Consider the following 17,093-nt stretch of genomic DNA (forward strand, 5'->3'; position numbering starts at 1 on the left):
ACGAAGAGTGTCCCGCATGTTGACGCGTAAGCAGCTGGACCTGCTCCAGTTCATCCAGCTTCGGATGCGCGAGAGCGGCGTTCCTCCGTCCTTCGACGAGATGAAGGACGCCCTCGATCTGAAGTCGAAATCGGGTATCCACCGCCTGATCACGGCCCTCGAGGAGCGCGGCTTCCTGCGCCGGCTGCCGAATCGGGCGCGCGCCATCGAGGTGATCCGCATGCCGGAGAGCCTGGGCGGGAGCGCGGGTGTGTCCCGCGCCGCTCCGGCTCCCGAGGTGCGCCGCTTCACGCCGAGCGTGGTCGAAGGCGGCAAGGGCAAGGGCTTGCCGGCGGGTGCCTCGGTGTCCCGCCTGCCGACGACGCAGGCGACCGATGAGAGTGGCCGGGCGGTGACCATCCCGGTGATGGGCCGGATCGCGGCCGGAACGCCGATCTCGGCCATCCAGGAACAGAGTCACTCGGTGACGATGTCGCCGGACTTCCTCGCCGGCGGCGAACATTACGCCCTGGAGGTGCGCGGCGACTCGATGATCGAGGCGGGAATCCTCGATGGGGACCTCGTGGTCATCCGCAAGCAGGACACCGCCAATACCGGCGACATCATCGTGGCGCTCATTGACGACGAGGAGGCGACCCTGAAGCGCCTGCGTCGGCGCGGTTCATCCATCGCCCTGGAAGCCGCGAACCCGGCCTACGAGACGCGCGTGCTCGGTCCGGACCGGGTCCAGATCCAGGGGCGCCTGGTCAGCTTGGTACGTCGCTACTGAAGGCTCTCGCCGTCCGGTTCGTCACCGGACGGATCCGACGGATCGCCAGTTCGGTCCGGCGCCGCCCGCGGCTTCGGCGGGCTGAATAGGTCCGATGGGGTCGCTACCGCTTCCGTCGATTTCCGTGACCAATTCGCGCGCCAGGGGACGAGGTCACCGGGACGCTTGGCCGTCGCGAGCGCCGGGCCATCGCGGGCGAGGCGAATCGACGTCGCGCCGTGCGACTGCAGGAAATTCCGATCGACGATGATCGGCGCGGCACAGCCTGAAGGGGCGGATTGCCGGGAGATCAGGATCTCGGCCCTGGCACAATCCTCCCCCAGCGCGCGCTTGTCGGTGGTCAGCGCGAGCGCGCGGCCGTCTGGCGTGATCAGGGTGCAGCCGAGGCGATCGCAGCGCGCGCCCTGAAACGCTGGGACGTCCTCCACCTTGCGGCCGTCGCCATCGGCCTTCAGCCATTGCCCGAGGACGAAGGAGGGTGGCCGCCCCAGAGTGGCGAGCCGCCCGCTGCGGTCCCGGATCGCCGCACCCGCCCCCTCGCGATCGATGTAGATGTCGTGGCGATCCGGAGTGGCCGCGCAGGCGATGCCGATTGCCGCCGGAAGCAGGCCGAGCCAGCGCAACGACGAGGCCGGGAAGGTCAGGACGATCAGCGCGGTTGCCATGAGACCGAGAGCACCCGCGCCGAACGCCGGAATCACCACGACCGCGTGCCCGAAGCCCGCGATCCAGGTGGAGATCGTCAGCATCCCTCGTACAGCGAGGCCCATCGCCCACCAGACCGGCTGATCCAGGGCAAACGGATAGGCGAGGATGCCGAGGACGGCCGACGGCATCACGGCCAGGGAGACCAGCGGCAGGGTGAGCGCATTCCCCACGAGTCCGAAGGGCTGGATCGTCTGGAAATGATACGTCGCGAAGGGGGCCGTGGCGATCTGTGCGACGAGGGTCGTCGCCAGGGTGCCGACGATCGCCGTGACCACCAGAGCGAAAGCGCGGGGCAGCAGGCCGATCCCATCGCGGCGCAGCCCGCGGCCGCCGATCAGCGGTGCGCAGGCGATCAGGCCGGTGACCGCTCCGAACGACATCTGGAAGCTCGGGCCGAGGAGCCCCTCCGGCTCGCGCGCCAGGGCGATCAGGGCGGCGATCGCCAAGTTCCGCATGCTGAGGGCCGGCCGGTCGACCAGGATCGCGCCGAGCATCACCAGGGTCATGATCAGCGACCGCTCGGCCGCGATGTCCCAGCCGGAGAAGACGCAATAGGCCGTCACGCCCACCATGGCGACGATCGCCGCGAGCTTCTTGATCGGCCACTGCAACGCTGCGTACGGCAGGATGGCCAGCAGCGCACGCACGAGCCAGAACACCACGCCGGCCGCCAGGACCATGTGCAGACCAGAGATCGAGACGACGTGGTAGATTCCGGCGGCGCGCAGGATATCGTTGGTCTCGCCGCTGATCAGTCCGCGCTTGCCCGTGACGAGGGCTGCCGCCACGGCTCCGGCCTGCCCGCCATTGGCATCCGTGATCCGGCGCGTCAGGGCGTTCCGCGCCGCGTCGACGGCGGCGGCGAGGCGGAACTGCCGATCCGCGGTTTCGGGCATCGGCCGCACCTCGATCTTACCGACGAGCGAGCCGACCGCGCCGATCTCGCGGAAGAAGGCATCCCGGGCGAAGTCGTAGCCACCGGGCCGGGCGGCTTCCGGTGGCGGGAGCAGCCGCGCGGTCGCGGCGATGCGGTCGCCGGGCTTCAAGGTGTTCGCCTTGCGGTAGGAGACGCGCACCCGGGCCGGCCGGACCTCGGAGCCAAGCGTGCCGAAGCGCTCGACGCGGATGATCAGGCGTGCGCCTTCCTCCCGCTCGTCCAACCCCTCGATGGTTCCGAGCAGGGGCGCGATGGTGGTGCGGGCCAGGATCGGACCGCTGACGCGCTGCACCCGCGCCGTTGCCGCCGCGAAGCCGAGGAACGCCGCGATGGCTGCGACCGCGAGGGCGAGCCCGATCGGACGGCTCGCGAGGAACGGAGTCGTCCCGGCCAACAGGGCCGCCGCCACGAGCGGCGCCAGGAGCGACGGTGTCCCTCGGGTGCCCAGGAAGAACACCAGGATGCCACAGCCGAACGCGACGGCAATCCATGCGAACAGGCGGCGCTGCTCGATCTCGCGGGTCCACCCGGTGCGCAGCCAAGCGACGACGAGGCCGGCACCTGGTCGACGCGCGGCGAGGTGGCGCGTGATGCGCCCCATCGCAGCCGCCGCACGTGCCTGTGCCATCGCGTGAACCTCCGGCCCATGTCCCTATCGAGGAGGCAGCGATGTGCGCGGCGAGCCTCGGGTCCTGCGACCCGGGGAACTGGACGATTTCTTAACGCTGGCCCTCGCGCATGCTACACGCGCGGTTCCGGGCCGGTCGATCCGCTTCCCGCCCGTTTCACGAGCCATTCAAGTCCAGATTGATGTCGTCAGCCGTCGTCACGCGCTTCGCGCCCTCGCCTACGGGTTACCTCCACATCGGCGGTGCTCGCACGGCCCTGTTCAACTGGCTCTATGCCCGCCGCTTCGGCGGTCGCATGCTGCTACGTATCGAGGACACCGACCGGGAACGTTCGACCCAGGGCGCCATCGACGCGATCCTCGACGGCATGCGCTGGCTCGGCCTCGATTGGGATGGGGATGTCATCTACCAGTATGCCCGTGCCGCCCGTCACCGGGAGGCCGCCGAGGCTCTGCTGGCCTCCGGCAATGCCTATCGCTGCTATGCCACGCCCGAGGAACTGACGGCCATGCGCGAGGCCGCCCGGGCGGAGGGACGGCCCCTGCGCTATGACGGCCGCTGGCGCGACCGCGATCCGTCGGAGGCGCCTTCCGGCGTCAAGCCGGTGATTCGCCTGCGCGCGCCCACCGCCGGCGAGACGGTGGTCGAGGACGGCGTGCAGGGGCGCGTGGTCTGGCAGAACAAGGATCTCGACGATCTCGTGCTGCTGCGCTCGGACGGCAATCCGACCTACATGCTCGCCGTGGTGGTGGACGACCACGACATGGGCGTGACGCAGGTCATCCGAGGCGACGACCATCTCACGAACGCCGCGCGCCAACGCCAGATCTACGACGCCCTGGGGTGGGAGGCGCCCGCCATGGCGCATATTCCGCTGATCCACGGGGCCGACGGCGCCAAGCTCTCGAAGCGCCACGGCGCCCTGGGCGTCGACGCTTATCGCGACCTCGGCTACTTGCCGAGCGCCCTGCGCAACTACCTCGTGCGCCTCGGCTGGAGCCATGGCGACCAGGAAGTGTTCTCCACCGAGGAGATGGTCGCCGCATTCGACCTCAAGGCGATCGGTCGCTCGCCGGCCCGATTCGATTTCGCCAAATTGGAGAATCTCAACGGACTCTACATCCGGGGCGCCGCCGATGCCGACCTCGTCGCGGCGATCGACGATGTGCTGCCGGTCCTCGGTCCGGCACGGGGGATCGCGGTGCCCATGAGCCCGTCCCTGCGCGCGACGCTCACCGCCGCGATGCCGGGTCTGAAGGAGCGCGCCAAGACCCTCGTCGAACTTCTCGACAGCGCTTACTACCTCACCGCCGCCCGCCCCCTGGTACCCGACGAGAAGGCGAAGGGGCTTCTCGGCGACGAGGCTCGGGATCGTCTCGCCACGCTCCTGCCCGGTCTCGAAGCGCTGTCCGATTGGACCGCCGCCACCACCGAAGGCGCGGTCCGGCACTTCGCCGAGACCAACGGGCTCAAGCTCGGCCAGATCGCGCAGCCCCTGCGGGCTGCGCTCACCGGGCGCGCCACCTCGCCGCCCGTCTTCGACGTAATGGCCGTTCTCGGTCGCGAGGAATGCCTCGGCCGCCTGCGCGACCAGATCGGCTGAGATCGCAGCGCACAAAATTGCCGATTCGGTTCGGCATTTCGTGCGCAAGAATGACAAATCGGCCTGGATTTCGCTCCGACGCCGAGGTGAGACGGGCCGTCAGTTGATGACGGTCCGCCGATCCGCTACCCCCATGCTCGTGTGAGCAAGTGCAGCATGCGCTGCCTTTGCATCCCGGACCCGGGTGGTCGATTGCATCGCCACGCGGGCCGCCGCCGCCCCGCTGCCACGAAAGGGTCCAGGTCTCCATGAGCGCCTCCAGCACGATCACCGTGGGCGACGACCACGTCGAACTTCCGATCAAGACCGGCACGATCGGTCCGGACGTCATCGACATCGGGAAGCTCTACGCGAAGACGGGCAAGTTCACCTTCGACCCCGGCTTCACCTCCACCGCCTCCTGCGAGTCGAAGATCACCTACATCGACGGCGATGCGGGCATCCTTCTCTACCGCGGTTACCCCATCGAGCAGATCGCCGAGCAGGGCGACTTCCTCGAGACTTGCTACCTGATGCTGTTCGGCGAATTGCCGACCCCGGCCCAGAAGGCGGATTTCGACTACCGGATCACGCGCCACACCATGGTGCATGACCAGATGAACCGTTTCTTCCAAGGGTTCCGCCGCGACGCGCACCCGATGGCGATCATGGTCGCCTGCGTTGGCGCGCTCTCGGCGTTCTATCACGATTCGACCGATATCTCGGACGACCAGCAGCGCATGGTCGCCTCGATGCGGATGATCGCCAAGATGCCGACCTTGGCTGCGATGGCCTACAAGTACTCCATCGGCCAACCGTTCGTTTATCCGAAGAACGACCTCGACTACACCTCGAACTTCCTGCGGATGTGCTTCGCGGTGCCCTGCGAGGAGTTCAAGGTCAATCCGATCTTCGCCCGCGCGCTCGACCGGATCTTCATCCTGCATGCCGACCACGAGCAGAACGCCTCGACCTCGACGGTCCGTCTCGCCGGCTCCTCGGGCGCCAACCCCTTCGCCTGTATCGCGGCCGGCATCGCCTGCCTGTGGGGCCCCGCCCATGGCGGCGCCAACGAGGCGGCGCTGAAGATGCTCGAAGAGATCGGGCATCCGGAGAACGTTGCCAAGTACGTGGCGAAGGCCAAGGACAAGAACGACCCGTTCCGCCTGATGGGCTTCGGTCACCGGGTCTACAAGAACTACGATCCGCGCGCGCGCATCATGCAGAAGACCACCCACGAGGTGCTCGGACAGCTCGGCATCAAGGACGATCCGCTGCTCGAGGTCGCGGTGCAGCTCGAGCAGATCGCGCTCAAGGACGACTACTTCATCGAGAAGAAGCTCTACCCGAACATCGATTTCTACTCGGGCATCACCCTGAAGGCGATGGGCTTCCCGACCTCGATGTTCACGGTGCTGTTCGCCCTGGCCCGCACGACGGGTTGGATCGCCCAGTGGGCCGAGATGATTGAGGATCCCTCGCAGAAGATCGGCCGTCCGCGTCAGCTCTACATCGGTCCCGACAAGCGCGAGTACACGCCGATCGATCAGCGCAGCTGATCCGTTCCCGCCTCGCCGGACCATCCGGCGAGGCGTCCTTCGTTCCTGAAAGACAGCGTCAGCGAAACGGCGGGGATGTGGCCGCTCTCAGTGCGGCCGGGCGCGATCCACGACCTCGCGGGCGGCCGCGAAGGCCTCGTCGGCATCGAGATCGGTGGTGTCGAGGATGACCGCGTCCGCCGCCGCCTTCAGCGGCGCCGTGGAGCGCTGCGCGTCTCGCGCGTCCCGTGCGACGATGTCGGCCAGGATCGCCCCGAGACTTGCCGATTCGCCCCGCCTCAGCAATTCGAGATGGCGCCGGCGTGCCCGTTCCTCGGGACTGGCCGTGATGAACAACTTCACCTGCGCATTCGGACAGACGACGGTCCCGATATCCCGCCCATCCAGCACCGCGCCGGTGGCATTGCCGGCGAAGCGCTGCTGCCAGGCGAGGAGGGCCGCTCGCACGGCCGGCACCGCCGAGATGCGTGAGGCCGCCTCGCCCATGGCGCGCTCGCGCAGGCGCGGGTCGGCGAGGCGGTCGGCGATCAGGCTGGCGGCCGCTCGCGCCGCCGCCTGATGATCGTCGAGGTTGCGGCCTGCGTCGATGACCGTCAGGGCGACGGCCCGGTACAGCAAACCCGTATCGAGGTGCGGCAGGCCGTAATGTGTCGCCAGCCGCTTGGCCAGGGTGCCTTTGCCCGAGGCGGCGGGTCCGTCGATCGCGATCACCATCGGCATCGCGATTACCCTTCGATCCGGCCGCCGAGGCCCTGCATCGTCGGCAGGAAGCTCGGGAAACTGGTGGCGATCATCGCACCGTCGTCCACGGTGACCGGGTCGCGGGTGGCGAGCCCCATCACCAGGAAGGCCATGGCGATGCGATGGTCGAGATGGGTCGCGACCGTGCCGCCGCCCCGCGCCGGCTCGCCGGTGCCGTGGACGATGAGATCGTCGCCCTCGACGACGTAGGCGACCCCATTGGCACTCAGGCCGTCCGCCACCGCGGCGAGACGGTCGGATTCCTTCACGCGCAGTTCGTGCAGGCCGCGCATCCGCGTGGTGCCCTCGGCAAAGGCGGCGGCAACGGCGAGCACCGGGTATTCGTCGATCATGGAAGGCGCGCGCTCCGGAGGCACCTCGACGCCGCGCAGGCGGCTCGCACGCACGCGCAGGTCCGCGACTGTCTCGCCGCCCTCCTCCCGCTCGCGCAGGCGCTCGATATCGGCGCCCATCTCGACCAGGGTCGTGATCAGCCCGATCCGCAGAGGGTTCATCATGACGCCTTCCAGCGTCACCTCGGAACCCGGGACGATCAGCGCCGCCACCAGGGGGAAGGCCGCCGAGGACGGGTCGGCGGGCACGACGACCTTGGTGCCGCGCAGAGTGGGCTGGCCCGTGAGGGTGATCGTCCGACCGTGCCCGTCGGGTCCGTGGGGCGTCACCGTCACCTCGGCCCCGAACAGGCGCAGCATCCGCTCGGTATGGTCGCGGGTGGCGGCCGCCTCGATCACCGTCGTGGTCCCGGGCGCGTTCAGCGCAGCCAGTAGCACCGCCGACTTGATCTGGGCCGAGGCCACCGGCGTCTCGTAGGTGATCGGGATCGCCTCGCGCGGCCCGCGCAGCGTCAGGGGCACCCGCCCGCCCGCCTCCTCGCTCACCACTTCGGCGCCCATGCGCACTAGAGGATCGAGGATGCGACGCATCGGCCGCTTTCGCAGGGAGGCGTCGCCGTCGAAGGTCGCGGTGACGGGCTGGCCGCCGACGACGCCCATCATCAGGCGCGAGCCGGTTCCGGCATTGCCGAAGTCGAGCACGTCCTCGGGATCGCTGAGACCGCCGATCCCGACGCCGCGGAGGCGCCAGTGCCCCTCGCCGACCCGCTCCACGTCGGCGCCGAGAGCCTGGGCGGCGGCGGCGGTACGCAGGACGTCGTCGCCTTCGAGAAGTCCCTCGACGTTGGTCTCGCCGATGCTGAGGAGTCCGAGGATCATCGCGCGATGCGAGATGGATTTGTCCCCCGGAGGTCGCAGGCTGCCCTGCAGGGGCAGGCCCGCATGAGCGGTCAGGGGTTGCGGCGGAGAATCATGAGACACGGGCGTCGACTTTTCGGCTGGGCGCTGCAGCGCCTGCGGGCTGGCCGGCAGGCGCATCGATCAGGGGGCCGGTTAATTCATGGGGCCGGTTAACATGCGTCGCTGTCGCCGTCATCCGACCGGTGCGCTTCCGGGGTGCCCCGCGTCCGGAAACCCCCACGGAAAGGCGGTTCCGGGCGTGGAACGCCCACGATTCGCAGGAGAATTTGACAGGAGCGTCCCACGCGACTAACGGGGCGCCTCTCCCAAAAGATCGCACGTACTAGAGGTTCGCCCGTGGCCAGACCGGAACTCGGCTTGAAGCGTCAATGCATGAGCTGCGGCGCCAAGTTCTACGACCTCGACAACGACCCGCCGACCTGCCCGAAATGCGGAACGATCTACCAGGTCGCCGCGGTCTCCGGCCGTGCCGCTCCGGCTCTGGCGGCACGCGCATCCGCGGCCCCTGCCGATGACGACGAGGATACGGACGCCGAGAAGGGTGGTCCGGAGATCGTGTCCCTCGACGAGGTCGAAGCAGCCGAGGATGACGCCGATACGACGACCGAGGACGTCGACGGCGACAGCAACGACGATGCCGACGACACCTTCCTCGAGGAGGAGGACACCGGCGACGATGACGTGGCCGACCTGATCGACGGTGACATCGAGAACGACGAGGAGAGCTGATCTTCGCCCACCCCTTTCGAACTCGCCGGGAAAAAAGTTTGCCGGCGGGGCACAAAGGGGGTTGAGGCGGCGGACAAGCCCCAGTACATGACCGCTATCGACGGCGGGCGAAGCGCCCGCCGACGAAGACCACCCCGGGATTTCCAGGATCCGGGGTGTTGAGAGTGGGGCCTTAGCTCAGCTGGGAGAGCGCTTCCATGGCATGGAAGAGGTCATCGGTTCGATCCCGTTAGGCTCCACCAATCTCGCTCTGACACTTTGATATCCCTCCTGCCGCCACCCGCCCGATGCGCCCGCGTCGTGCGGTTCTTTGCGTTTCGCCTGCCTCGTCGCGGCGCGGTCTCGATCCCGAGGAAAACGGCATGCGTGCGAAATAGGGGTTGAGGCGGCGGCCCGATCCCAGTATGTCACCGCCATCGCCGGTGCGGCTCAGGGCCTTCCGGTGCGAACGACCATCTTGAGCGGTCCAGACGCCAAGGTGTTGAGAGTGGGGCCTTAGCTCAGCTGGGAGAGCGCTTCCATGGCATGGAAGAGGTCATCGGTTCGATCCCGTTAGGCTCCACCAAAACTTCCCTGAAATGCCTCGACATCGACGTGGACCTTTCCGCACCTCCTGCGTATGGCGGTGCGGTATGAGCACGCGCGACGGCCACGACGTCGCGCGATGCAGGTGAATTGGACGTGGTTCGGTGCTCAGGGCTTCGGTGTTCATGGCGACGTCCCTCCCCGGCGACCCGGTCACGATCCCTGCTGCGTCGACCCTCCTGACCGACCTCCGTGATCGCCTGCTCGCCGGCCCGAGCGCCACGGCGGTCCTGGAGCAATGGTGCCTCGAACGCGGTCTCGCGCAGGACCCGGGTCTCGTCGCTCATGCGGTCCCGGCGCCCGAGCGCCCCGCAAGCCCGGCTCAGCGGGAACGCCTCGCGGTGCCCCCCGAAGCGCTCGTGCGCTATCGCCGGGTCCGCCTGACCTGCGGACCCCTCGTCCTGTCGGAGGCCGAGAACTGGTACGTCCCGTCGCGCCTCACACCGGCGATGAATTGGCTCCTTGAGACCAGCGAGGTGCCCTTCGGGCGCGTCGTGCAGGCGTTGTCGCCCTCGCGCCGGACCCTGTCCCTCCGCCTCCTGTCCGCTGCCGCTATCCCGGACAAGGCCGGGCTCGCCGAACCGCTCTTCGCGATCGAAGCGCTGCTCCTGCGGAAGGACGGCCTGCCCCTGTGCGAGGTCGGCGAGGTCTATACCGGGGCGGTCCTAGGGGCCGCCTGAACCAGGGGCCATGGCCTTCTCGCATGAGGTCTGGCCAGTGCCGAGGCCTCGCGCTATGCCCCTCGCCCTGAAGGGGCTCAGGTCGAGGAATTCGGACATGGCGATCACGGGACGGGTGCTGCGGAGTGTCGGATGCGCGGTGGCGCTCACGGTCCTTCTCGAGGGCGTGGCGACGGCCCAGCAGGGGAAGGACGCCTCGGGCCTGTGGCTGACCGAGACCGGTGCGTCGAAGGTGCGGATCAGCCGCTGCGGCGACGGCTATTGCGGCACGCTGACGAGCGTCGCCGGTCCGGGGCTCGACGCCAAGAATCCGGATCCAGCCCTGCGCTCCCGCAGCCTGGTCGGCGTGCAGATCATGAACACCCGCACCGCCGGGACGAAGGGTTACGAGGGGACGCTGTACAACCCCAACGACGGCAAGACCTACGCCGGCACCATGACCATCAAGGGTCCCGACACCGTCGAGGTCTCGGGCTGCGTGATGAGCGTCTTCTGCAAGACCCAGAGCTGGAAGCGCGTGAACTGAGCGACCGTCCGCCCCTCCGGATTGCGCGGAGGGGCGGTCCTTCCAGGGTCAGGCGGCGAGCGCGGCGCGGATCGCGTCGATGGCCGCCTGGGCGCCCGCGCCCTCCGGGCCGCCGGCCTGGGCCATGTCGCGGCGTCCGCCGCCGCCCTTGCCGCCGAGATGCCCCGCGCCGGCCCGGACCAGCGCCACGGCGTCGTAGCGCTCGGTGAGATCGGGGGTCACGCCGACGACGAGACCGGCCTTGCCGTCGGGGGCGACGCCCACGATGGCGACGATGCCGGAGCCGAGGCGGGTCTTGCCCTCGTCGGCGAGGCTCTTGAGGTCGCGCATCTCGACGCCCTCGACCACCCGGGCCATGACCTTCACGCCGGCGATTTCCGCGATGCCGTCGTCGCCGCCCGAGCCGGCGCCGCCCATGGCGATCTTCTTGCGCGCGTCGGTGAGGTCGCGCTCGAGGCGGCGGCGATCCTCGATCAGGGACGCGAGGCGGTCCGGCACGTCGGCAGGGGAGGCTTTCAGCAGGCCCGCGATCTGTGCGAGCGTCCGGCTCTCCTCGGCACGGTGGCGCCGCGCGGCATCCGCGGTCAGCGCCTCGATGCGGCGCACGCCGGCACCGACCGCGCTCTCGGCGACGACCGAGACCTGGCCGATCTCCCCGGTGCGCCCGGCATGGGTGCCGCCGCAGAGCTCCACCGAGAAGGCCTTGGTGCGCCCGCCCTCGCCCGCGACCGGCTCACCCATGGAGACCACGCGGACCTCGTCGCCATACTTCTCGCCGAACAGCGCGCGGGCGCCGGACTCGATCGCCTCGTCCACCGCCATCAGTTTGGTGACCACCGGCGTATTCTGCAGCAGCACCGCGTTGGCGATGTCCTCGACTGCCCGGATCTCGGCCTCGTCCATCGGCTTCGGGTGGCTGAAGTCGAAGCGCAGGCGGTCCGGGGAAACCAGCGAACCCTTCTGGGCGACGTGGTCGCCGAGCACCTGGCGCAGGGCCTCGTGCAGCAGGTGGGTGGCCGAGTGATTGGCGCGGATCGCGGAGCGGCGGCCGTGGTCGACGGCGAGTTCCACGGCCTGGTTCAGCGACAGCGTGCCCGCATCCACGGTGACGTGGTGAACGAACAGGTCTCCGAGCTTCTTCTCCGTGGCCGCGACGCGTGCCTTGAGGCCCGAGGCCGACAGGGTGCCCGTATCGCCGACCTGGCCGCCGGATTCGCCGTAGAACGGCGTCTGGTTGACGAGGACGAGGCCGGTTTCGCCCGCCGTGAGGCTTTCCGTCTCGGCGCCGTCGCGCAGCAGGGCGGTGACGATGCCCTCGGCGCTCTCGGTCTCGTAGCCGAGGAACTCGGAGGCACCGACGCGCTCCTTCAGGCCGTACCAGACCGTCTCGGTGGCGGCTTCGCCGGAGCCTGTCCAGGCGGCACGGGCGGCGTTGCGCTGGCGCTCCATGGCCTGGCCAAAGGCTTCCGTGTCGACGCCGATGCCGCGCGCCTTCAAGGCATCCTGGGTGAGGTCGAGGGGAAAGCCGTAGGTGTCGTAGAGGGTGAAGGCGGTTTCGCCCGAGAGATTCTGACCGCTGCTCAGGTCGCGGCTCTCGGCGTCGAGGATCGCGAGGCCGCGCTCCAGGGTGCGGCGGAACCGGGTTTCCTCGAGGCGCAGAGTCTCGCCGATGAGTCCCTCCGCGCGGGTCAGTTCCGGATAGGCCTGGCCCATCTCGCGCAGGAGCGTCGGCACGAGGCGGTACATCATCGGCTCGCGCGAGCCGAGGAGCTCGGCGTGGCGCATGGCGCGGCGCATGATGCGGCGCAGGACGTAGCCGCGGCCCTCGTTGCCCGGCAGAACGCCGTCGGCCACGAGGAACGCGGCGGCGCGCAGATGGTCGGCGATGACCCGATACGAGGCGACGTTGCCGGGCTCCGGCGGGCGGCCGACCGCGTGGCTCACGGCGTCGATGAGCGCCCGGAACAGGTCGGTGTCGTAGTTGCTCTTCACCCCCTGGAGGATCGCGGCCATGCGCTCCAGTCCCATGCCGGTGTCGATGGAGGGGCGCGGCAGTGCCAAGCGGTTGCCCGGCTCCACCTGCTCGTACTGCATGAACACGAGGTTCCAGAATTCGAGGAAGCGGTCGCCGTCCTCGTCCGGCGAGCCGGGCGGGCCGCCCTGCAGCGTCGGCCCCTGGTCGATGAAGATCTCGGAGCACGGCCCGCAGGGGCCGGTATCGCCCATCTGCCAGAAATTGTCGGAGGTGCCGATGCGGATGATGCGGTCGTCCGAGAAGCCCGCGATCTTGCGCCAGAGCTCGGCGGCCTCGTCGTCGTCGGCGTAGACGGTCACCAGGAGCCGGTCCCTGGAAAGGCCGAACTCCTTGGTGATCAGGTTCCAGGCCAGTTCGATCGCCCGCGGCTTGAAATAATCGCCGAAGGAGAAGTTGCCGAGCATCTCGAAGAAGGTGTGGTGCCTGGCGGTGTAGCCGACATTGTCGAGATCGTTGTGCTTGCCGCCGGCGCGGACGCACTTCTGCGCCGTGGTCGCGCGGTCGTAGGGCCGCTTCTCGACGCCGGTGAAGACGTTCTTGAACTGCACCATCCCGGCATTCGTGAACATCAGCGTCGGGTCGTTGCGGGGCACGAGCGAGGAGGACGGCACCACTTCGTGGCCCGCTGCTGCGAAGTAGTCGAGGAAGGTCGACCGGATCTCGTTGACGCCGCTCATCGCATCACAACTCTATCGTAGGGTGCCGCCGGATGCGGACGCGCCGGGCTCGTCCGATGCGCACGCATGCCGCGCGCGGAGCGCCCCGCCAGTTTGGAGGTGTCCCACGCTGGCGCACTCATAAGGAGCGTTCCGGCGCAAGTCACGGTCGTTTCGCTTTTGCTCACCGCCGAGCTAGGAACGCATCTCTCTTTCCAACACGGACATCCCGCCATGCCGGTCGAAATACGCCTACTTGCCTGGTCCTGCCTGCTCGGCCTCGTCCACGTCATCGCCGCCTCCATGAGCGGCGTGCAGCAGCGAGGCGGCTTCGGGTGGGCGTCCAGCAACCGCGAGGGCCCGACGCCCGAGGTGACGGGCGCTGCGAGCCGGTTGGAGAAGGCGTCGAAGAACTTCTTCGAGACCTTCCCAATCTTCGCCGCCCTCGTCCTCGCCTGCGTGGCGACCGGCCGGCACAATACGGCGGTGGTCCTCGGTGCCTATCTCTACTTCTTCGCCAGGCTGGTCTACCTGCCCGTCTACGGCTTCGGCATTCCGAAGGTGCGGTCCCTGGTCTGGCTGGTCTCGATCGCCGGCATCCTGTTCGTGCTGTGGGGCCTGTTCATCAAGCTTCTGCCCTACACGCCCTGAGGCACCGGCGGCACGGCGACCGCGCTCCTCCCCTTGTCGGCGCGCCCGGCAGGCGCATATCGTCGGAGCTCAACCGCCCCGATCATGCGGGCGGATTCCGGGAGACATCCATGCGATCGGTCCTCACCGCAACGCTGCTGGCCGGTTGTGCCGCGCTGGCGCTCACAGCCGGCGCCCTCGCGCAGGGCGCGGCCCCCGCCGAGACCAAGGCGAAGGCCGACGCCCTCGAGAAGCTCGGGGGGATGCAGAGCACCGGCACAGCCGAGGCGCCGGAGATTCCCCAGACCGGCCGCCGCGCCGACGCGTTGCGCAAGACGCTCGCCAAGATCAAGCTGCCCGAGGGCTTCAAGATCGACCTCTACGCCGTGGTGCCGGATGCCCGCTCGATCGCGGTCGGGCCCAATGCCGGCGTGCTGTTCGTCGGAACCCGCAAGTCGAAGGTCTACACGGTCACCGACCGCGACAAGGACCGCGTCGGCGACGAGGTCCGGGCCTTCGCGCCCGGCATCGACTTCAAGATCCCCAACGGCGTCTGCTTCTCGAAGGACGGCGTCCTGACCATCGTCGAGCAGAACCGGGTCCTGTCCTTCCCGGCAGCGGAGTTCTTCTACGAGAGCCCCGACGTCGCCGCCGGCGTGTTGGTGAAGCAGGGCGACCTGATCCCGGCCGCCGAGGAGAGCTACAATCACACCGCCCGGATGTGCCGGGTCGGTCCCGATGGCAAGACCTACATCTCCCTCGGGCAGCCCTACAACGTGCCGCCCGCGGCCAAGCGCGACCTCTACGCCAAGACCGGCATCGGCGGCATCGTCCGCATGGATGCCGACGGCAAGAACCGCGAGGTCTACGTGACCGGCATCCGCAATTCGGTCGGCATGGACTTCAACCCCGCCGACAAGGCGCTGTGGTTCACCGACAACCAGGTCGATGGCATGGGCGACGACATCCCGCCCGGCGAGCTGAACCGCATCTCGAAGGCCGGCGAGAACTTCGGGTTCCCGTGGTTCGGCGGCGGCCATGTCCGTACCGTCGAGTACAAGGACGAGACGCCGCCGAAGGACGTGGTCTTCCCGCAGGCCGAATTGCCGCCGCACGCGGCCGATCTCGGCATGACCTTCTACAACGGGCGCATGTTCCCCGACGCCTACAAGGGCGGCATCTTCACCGCCGAGCACGGCTCCTGGAACCGGACTCAGCCGCTCGGGGCCCGGATCATGTTCGTGCCCGTCGACAAGGATGGAAAGGCCGGCGCGCCGAAGCCCTTCGCCGAAGGCTGGCTGACCCAGGACGGTGAGTATCTCGGCCGCCCCACCGACGTGGCGGTGCTCCTCGACGGCTCGCTCCTCGTGGCCGACGACACGGCCGGCGCGATCTACCGCATCTCGTACGAGGGAAAGTGAGGGTGATCCGCGCCCGTCACACCACGGCGCTGCTCTGCCTGCTCGCATCCGCCACGATCCCGTCGGCTGCACAGGCAGGCGACGCGAAGGCCGGACGCAAGGCCGCCATCGCCTGCCAGACCTGCCACGGCCTCGACGGAGTCTCGAAGCTGCCCGAAGCCCCGAATCTCTCGGGTCAGGTCGAGCCCTACCTGGTCAAGGCGCTGACGGAGTATCGGGATGGCGTTCGCCGCAACGAGATCATGAACGTCGTGGCAAAGCCCCTGACCGACGCGGAGATCGCCGATCTGGCCGCCCACTACGCGGGGATCCAGATCGACGTTCTTCCGCCGGGATAGGCGGCAGGTCCGTTTGGCCGAGACGCTGAAGGCTTCAAATGAAGAAGGCCGCCGGGTGTGTCCCGGCGGCCTTCCTCGTCTGCGAGCAACCACTTCTCCGCCGCTCGGCGGAGAGTACCTTCCTCAGGCTTCGCCCTCGTCGAGCTCGTCTTCGGTCGGCTTGGCATTCTCGAGGATCTTCTCGGCGACGAGGCCGGAATTCTGGCGGATCGAGGCTTCGATCTTGCCGGCGATCTCCGGGTTGTCGCGCAGGAAGCCCTTCGAGTTCTCGCGGCCCTGGCCGAGGCGCTGGCTGGCATAAGAGAACCAGGCGCCGGACTTCTCGACGATTCCGGCCTTGACCCCGAGGTCGATGAGCTCGCCGACCTTCGAGACGCCTTCGCCGAACATGATGTCGAACTCGACCTGCTTGAAGGGCGGCGCGACCTTGTTCTTGACGACCTTCACGCGGACCTGGTTGCCGATGGCCTCGTCGCGATCCTTCAGGGTCGAGATGCGGCGGATGTCGAGGCGCACCGAGGCGTAGAACTTCAGGGCGTTGCCGCCCGTGGTCGTCTCGGGGCTGCCGTACATCACGCCGATCTTCATGCGGATCTGGTTGATGAAAATGACCATGCACTTCGAGCGCGAGATCGATCCGGTGAGCTTGCGCAGGGCCTGGCTCATCAGGCGGGCCTGGAGGCCGGGCTGCGAATCGCCCATCTCGCCCTCGATCTCGGCCCGCGGCGTCAGGGCCGCCACCGAATCGACCACCAGCACGTCGATGGCGCCCGAGCGCACCAGGGTGTCGGTGATCTCGAGGGCCTGCTCGCCGGTATCGGGCTGCGAGATCAGGAGGTCGTCGAGCTGCACGCCGAGCTTGCGCGCGTAGACCGGGTCGAGGGCATGCTCGGCATCGACGAAGGCGCAGACGCCGCCCTTCTTCTGGGCTTCGGCGATGGTGTGCAGGGCGAGCGTGGTCTTGCCCGAGGATTCCGGGCCGTAGATCTCGATGACGCGGCCACGGGGCAAGCCGCCGACGCCGAGGGCGATGTCGAGGCCGAGCGAGCCGGTGGAGACCACCTCGACCTCCTGGACCTTGTCGTTCTTGCCCAGGCGCATGATCGAGCCCTTGCCGAAGGCCCGCTCGATCTGCGACAGCGCGGCGTCGATCGCCTTCGCCTTGTCCTTGTCCACCATCGGGGATTCCACAACTTTCAGCGCGGGCTGGGCCATTCGTCGGCATCCTTATGCATGGGGGAGGAGCAAGGCTCAATGCGCCTCGGTTGCCGATTGTGTACCCGTTTTGTTCTCA

At 68.5% G+C, this 17,093-nt stretch carries 14 protein-coding genes and 2 tRNA genes; 11 read left to right on the forward strand and 5 right to left on the reverse strand.

Annotation, left to right across the window (positions count from 1 at the left end):
* Window positions 1–16 precede the first annotated feature (16 nt).
* A complete protein-coding gene (gene lexA / locus ASF49_RS07620) occupies window positions 17–769 on the forward strand; it encodes a transcriptional repressor LexA (protein WP_056470182.1) in 753 nt (250 codons plus the stop codon).
* On the opposite strand, the gene ASF49_RS07625 is transcribed toward lexA, so the two are convergent.
* On the reverse strand, window positions 763–3,042 hold the full coding sequence (locus ASF49_RS07625; RefSeq protein ID WP_082510978.1) for a ComEC/Rec2 family competence protein: 2,280 nt from the start codon (window positions 3,040–3,042) through the stop codon (window positions 763–765). The genes lexA and ASF49_RS07625 overlap by 7 nt on opposite strands.
* Before the next feature lie 182 nt (window positions 3,043–3,224).
* Here ASF49_RS07625 and gltX point away from each other — a divergent pair, with 182 nt between their 5' ends.
* Together gltX and gltA are read left to right on the forward strand one after the other, a co-directional pair.
* Window positions 3,225–4,646, forward strand: a complete 1,422-nt coding sequence (gene gltX / locus ASF49_RS07630; RefSeq protein WP_056470185.1) for a glutamate--tRNA ligase — start codon at window positions 3,225–3,227, stop codon at window positions 4,644–4,646.
* Window positions 4,647–4,894: 248 nt separating this feature from the next.
* Window positions 4,895–6,184 (forward strand): citrate synthase, encoded by a 1,290-nt coding sequence (gene gltA, locus ASF49_RS07635; protein WP_056470188.1) that lies wholly within the window; start codon window positions 4,895–4,897, stop codon window positions 6,182–6,184.
* 87 nt (window positions 6,185–6,271) lie between these two features.
* Here the strand turns inward: gltA and cmk are convergent, their stop codons facing one another.
* Both cmk and aroA read right to left on the reverse strand, forming a co-directional pair.
* Window positions 6,272–6,904 carry a (d)CMP kinase gene (gene cmk, locus ASF49_RS07640; RefSeq protein WP_056470190.1) on the reverse strand — a complete coding sequence of 211 codons (633 nt, stop codon included), beginning with the start codon at window positions 6,902–6,904 and terminating at the stop codon, window positions 6,272–6,274.
* 5 nt (window positions 6,905–6,909) lie between these two features.
* Window positions 6,910–8,259 carry a 3-phosphoshikimate 1-carboxyvinyltransferase gene (gene aroA / locus ASF49_RS07645; protein WP_056470369.1) on the reverse strand — a complete coding sequence of 450 codons (1,350 nt, stop codon included), beginning with the start codon at window positions 8,257–8,259 and terminating at the stop codon, window positions 6,910–6,912.
* Window positions 8,260–8,535: 276 nt separating this feature from the next.
* Between aroA and ASF49_RS07650 the strand changes: the two genes are divergently transcribed.
* From ASF49_RS07650 to ASF49_RS07670, 5 genes are all read left to right on the forward strand, one after another.
* Window positions 8,536–8,928: a TIGR02300 family protein gene (locus ASF49_RS07650; RefSeq protein ID WP_082510980.1), complete on the forward strand. Its 393-nt coding sequence runs from the start codon at window positions 8,536–8,538 to the stop codon at window positions 8,926–8,928.
* 166 nt (window positions 8,929–9,094) lie between these two features.
* A tRNA-Ala gene (locus ASF49_RS07655) sits at window positions 9,095–9,170 on the forward strand.
* Window positions 9,171–9,417: 247 nt separating this feature from the next.
* Window positions 9,418–9,493, forward strand: a tRNA-Ala gene (locus tag ASF49_RS07660).
* A 145-nt stretch (window positions 9,494–9,638) separates the two neighbouring features.
* Window positions 9,639–10,193: a hypothetical protein gene (locus tag ASF49_RS07665; protein ID WP_056470196.1), complete on the forward strand. Its 555-nt coding sequence runs from the start codon at window positions 9,639–9,641 to the stop codon at window positions 10,191–10,193.
* Window positions 10,194–10,290: 97 nt separating this feature from the next.
* Window positions 10,291–10,719: a DUF2147 domain-containing protein gene (locus ASF49_RS07670; RefSeq protein ID WP_056470199.1), complete on the forward strand. Its 429-nt coding sequence runs from the start codon at window positions 10,291–10,293 to the stop codon at window positions 10,717–10,719.
* Window positions 10,720–10,767: 48 nt separating this feature from the next.
* Here ASF49_RS07670 and alaS read toward each other — a convergent pair whose 3' ends face one another.
* Window positions 10,768–13,431: an alanine--tRNA ligase gene (gene alaS / locus ASF49_RS07675; RefSeq protein ID WP_056470202.1), complete on the reverse strand. Its 2,664-nt coding sequence runs from the start codon at window positions 13,429–13,431 to the stop codon at window positions 10,768–10,770.
* A gap of 213 nt (window positions 13,432–13,644) precedes the next feature.
* Here alaS and ASF49_RS07680 point away from each other — a divergent pair, with 213 nt between their 5' ends.
* From ASF49_RS07680 to ASF49_RS07690, 3 genes are all read left to right on the forward strand, one after another.
* Window positions 13,645–14,061, forward strand: coding sequence for an MAPEG family protein (locus ASF49_RS07680; RefSeq protein WP_056470207.1), 417 nt, complete (start codon window positions 13,645–13,647; stop codon window positions 14,059–14,061).
* A gap of 110 nt (window positions 14,062–14,171) precedes the next feature.
* Window positions 14,172–15,461, forward strand: a complete 1,290-nt coding sequence (locus ASF49_RS07685) for a PQQ-dependent sugar dehydrogenase (protein WP_056470210.1) — start codon at window positions 14,172–14,174, stop codon at window positions 15,459–15,461.
* Window positions 15,462–15,463: 2 nt separating this feature from the next.
* Window positions 15,464–15,799 carry a c-type cytochrome gene (locus ASF49_RS07690; protein WP_243214635.1) on the forward strand — a complete coding sequence of 112 codons (336 nt, stop codon included), beginning with the start codon at window positions 15,464–15,466 and terminating at the stop codon, window positions 15,797–15,799.
* Between the two features lie 123 nt (window positions 15,800–15,922).
* Here the strand turns inward: ASF49_RS07690 and recA are convergent, their stop codons facing one another.
* Window positions 15,923–17,014, reverse strand: a complete 1,092-nt coding sequence (gene recA, locus ASF49_RS07695; protein WP_056470214.1) for a recombinase RecA — start codon at window positions 17,012–17,014, stop codon at window positions 15,923–15,925.
* Between the last annotated feature and the right edge of the window lie 79 nt (window positions 17,015–17,093).

The organism is Methylobacterium sp. Leaf104, from assembly GCF_001422885.1.
Classification (GTDB): domain Bacteria; phylum Pseudomonadota; class Alphaproteobacteria; order Rhizobiales; family Beijerinckiaceae; genus Methylobacterium.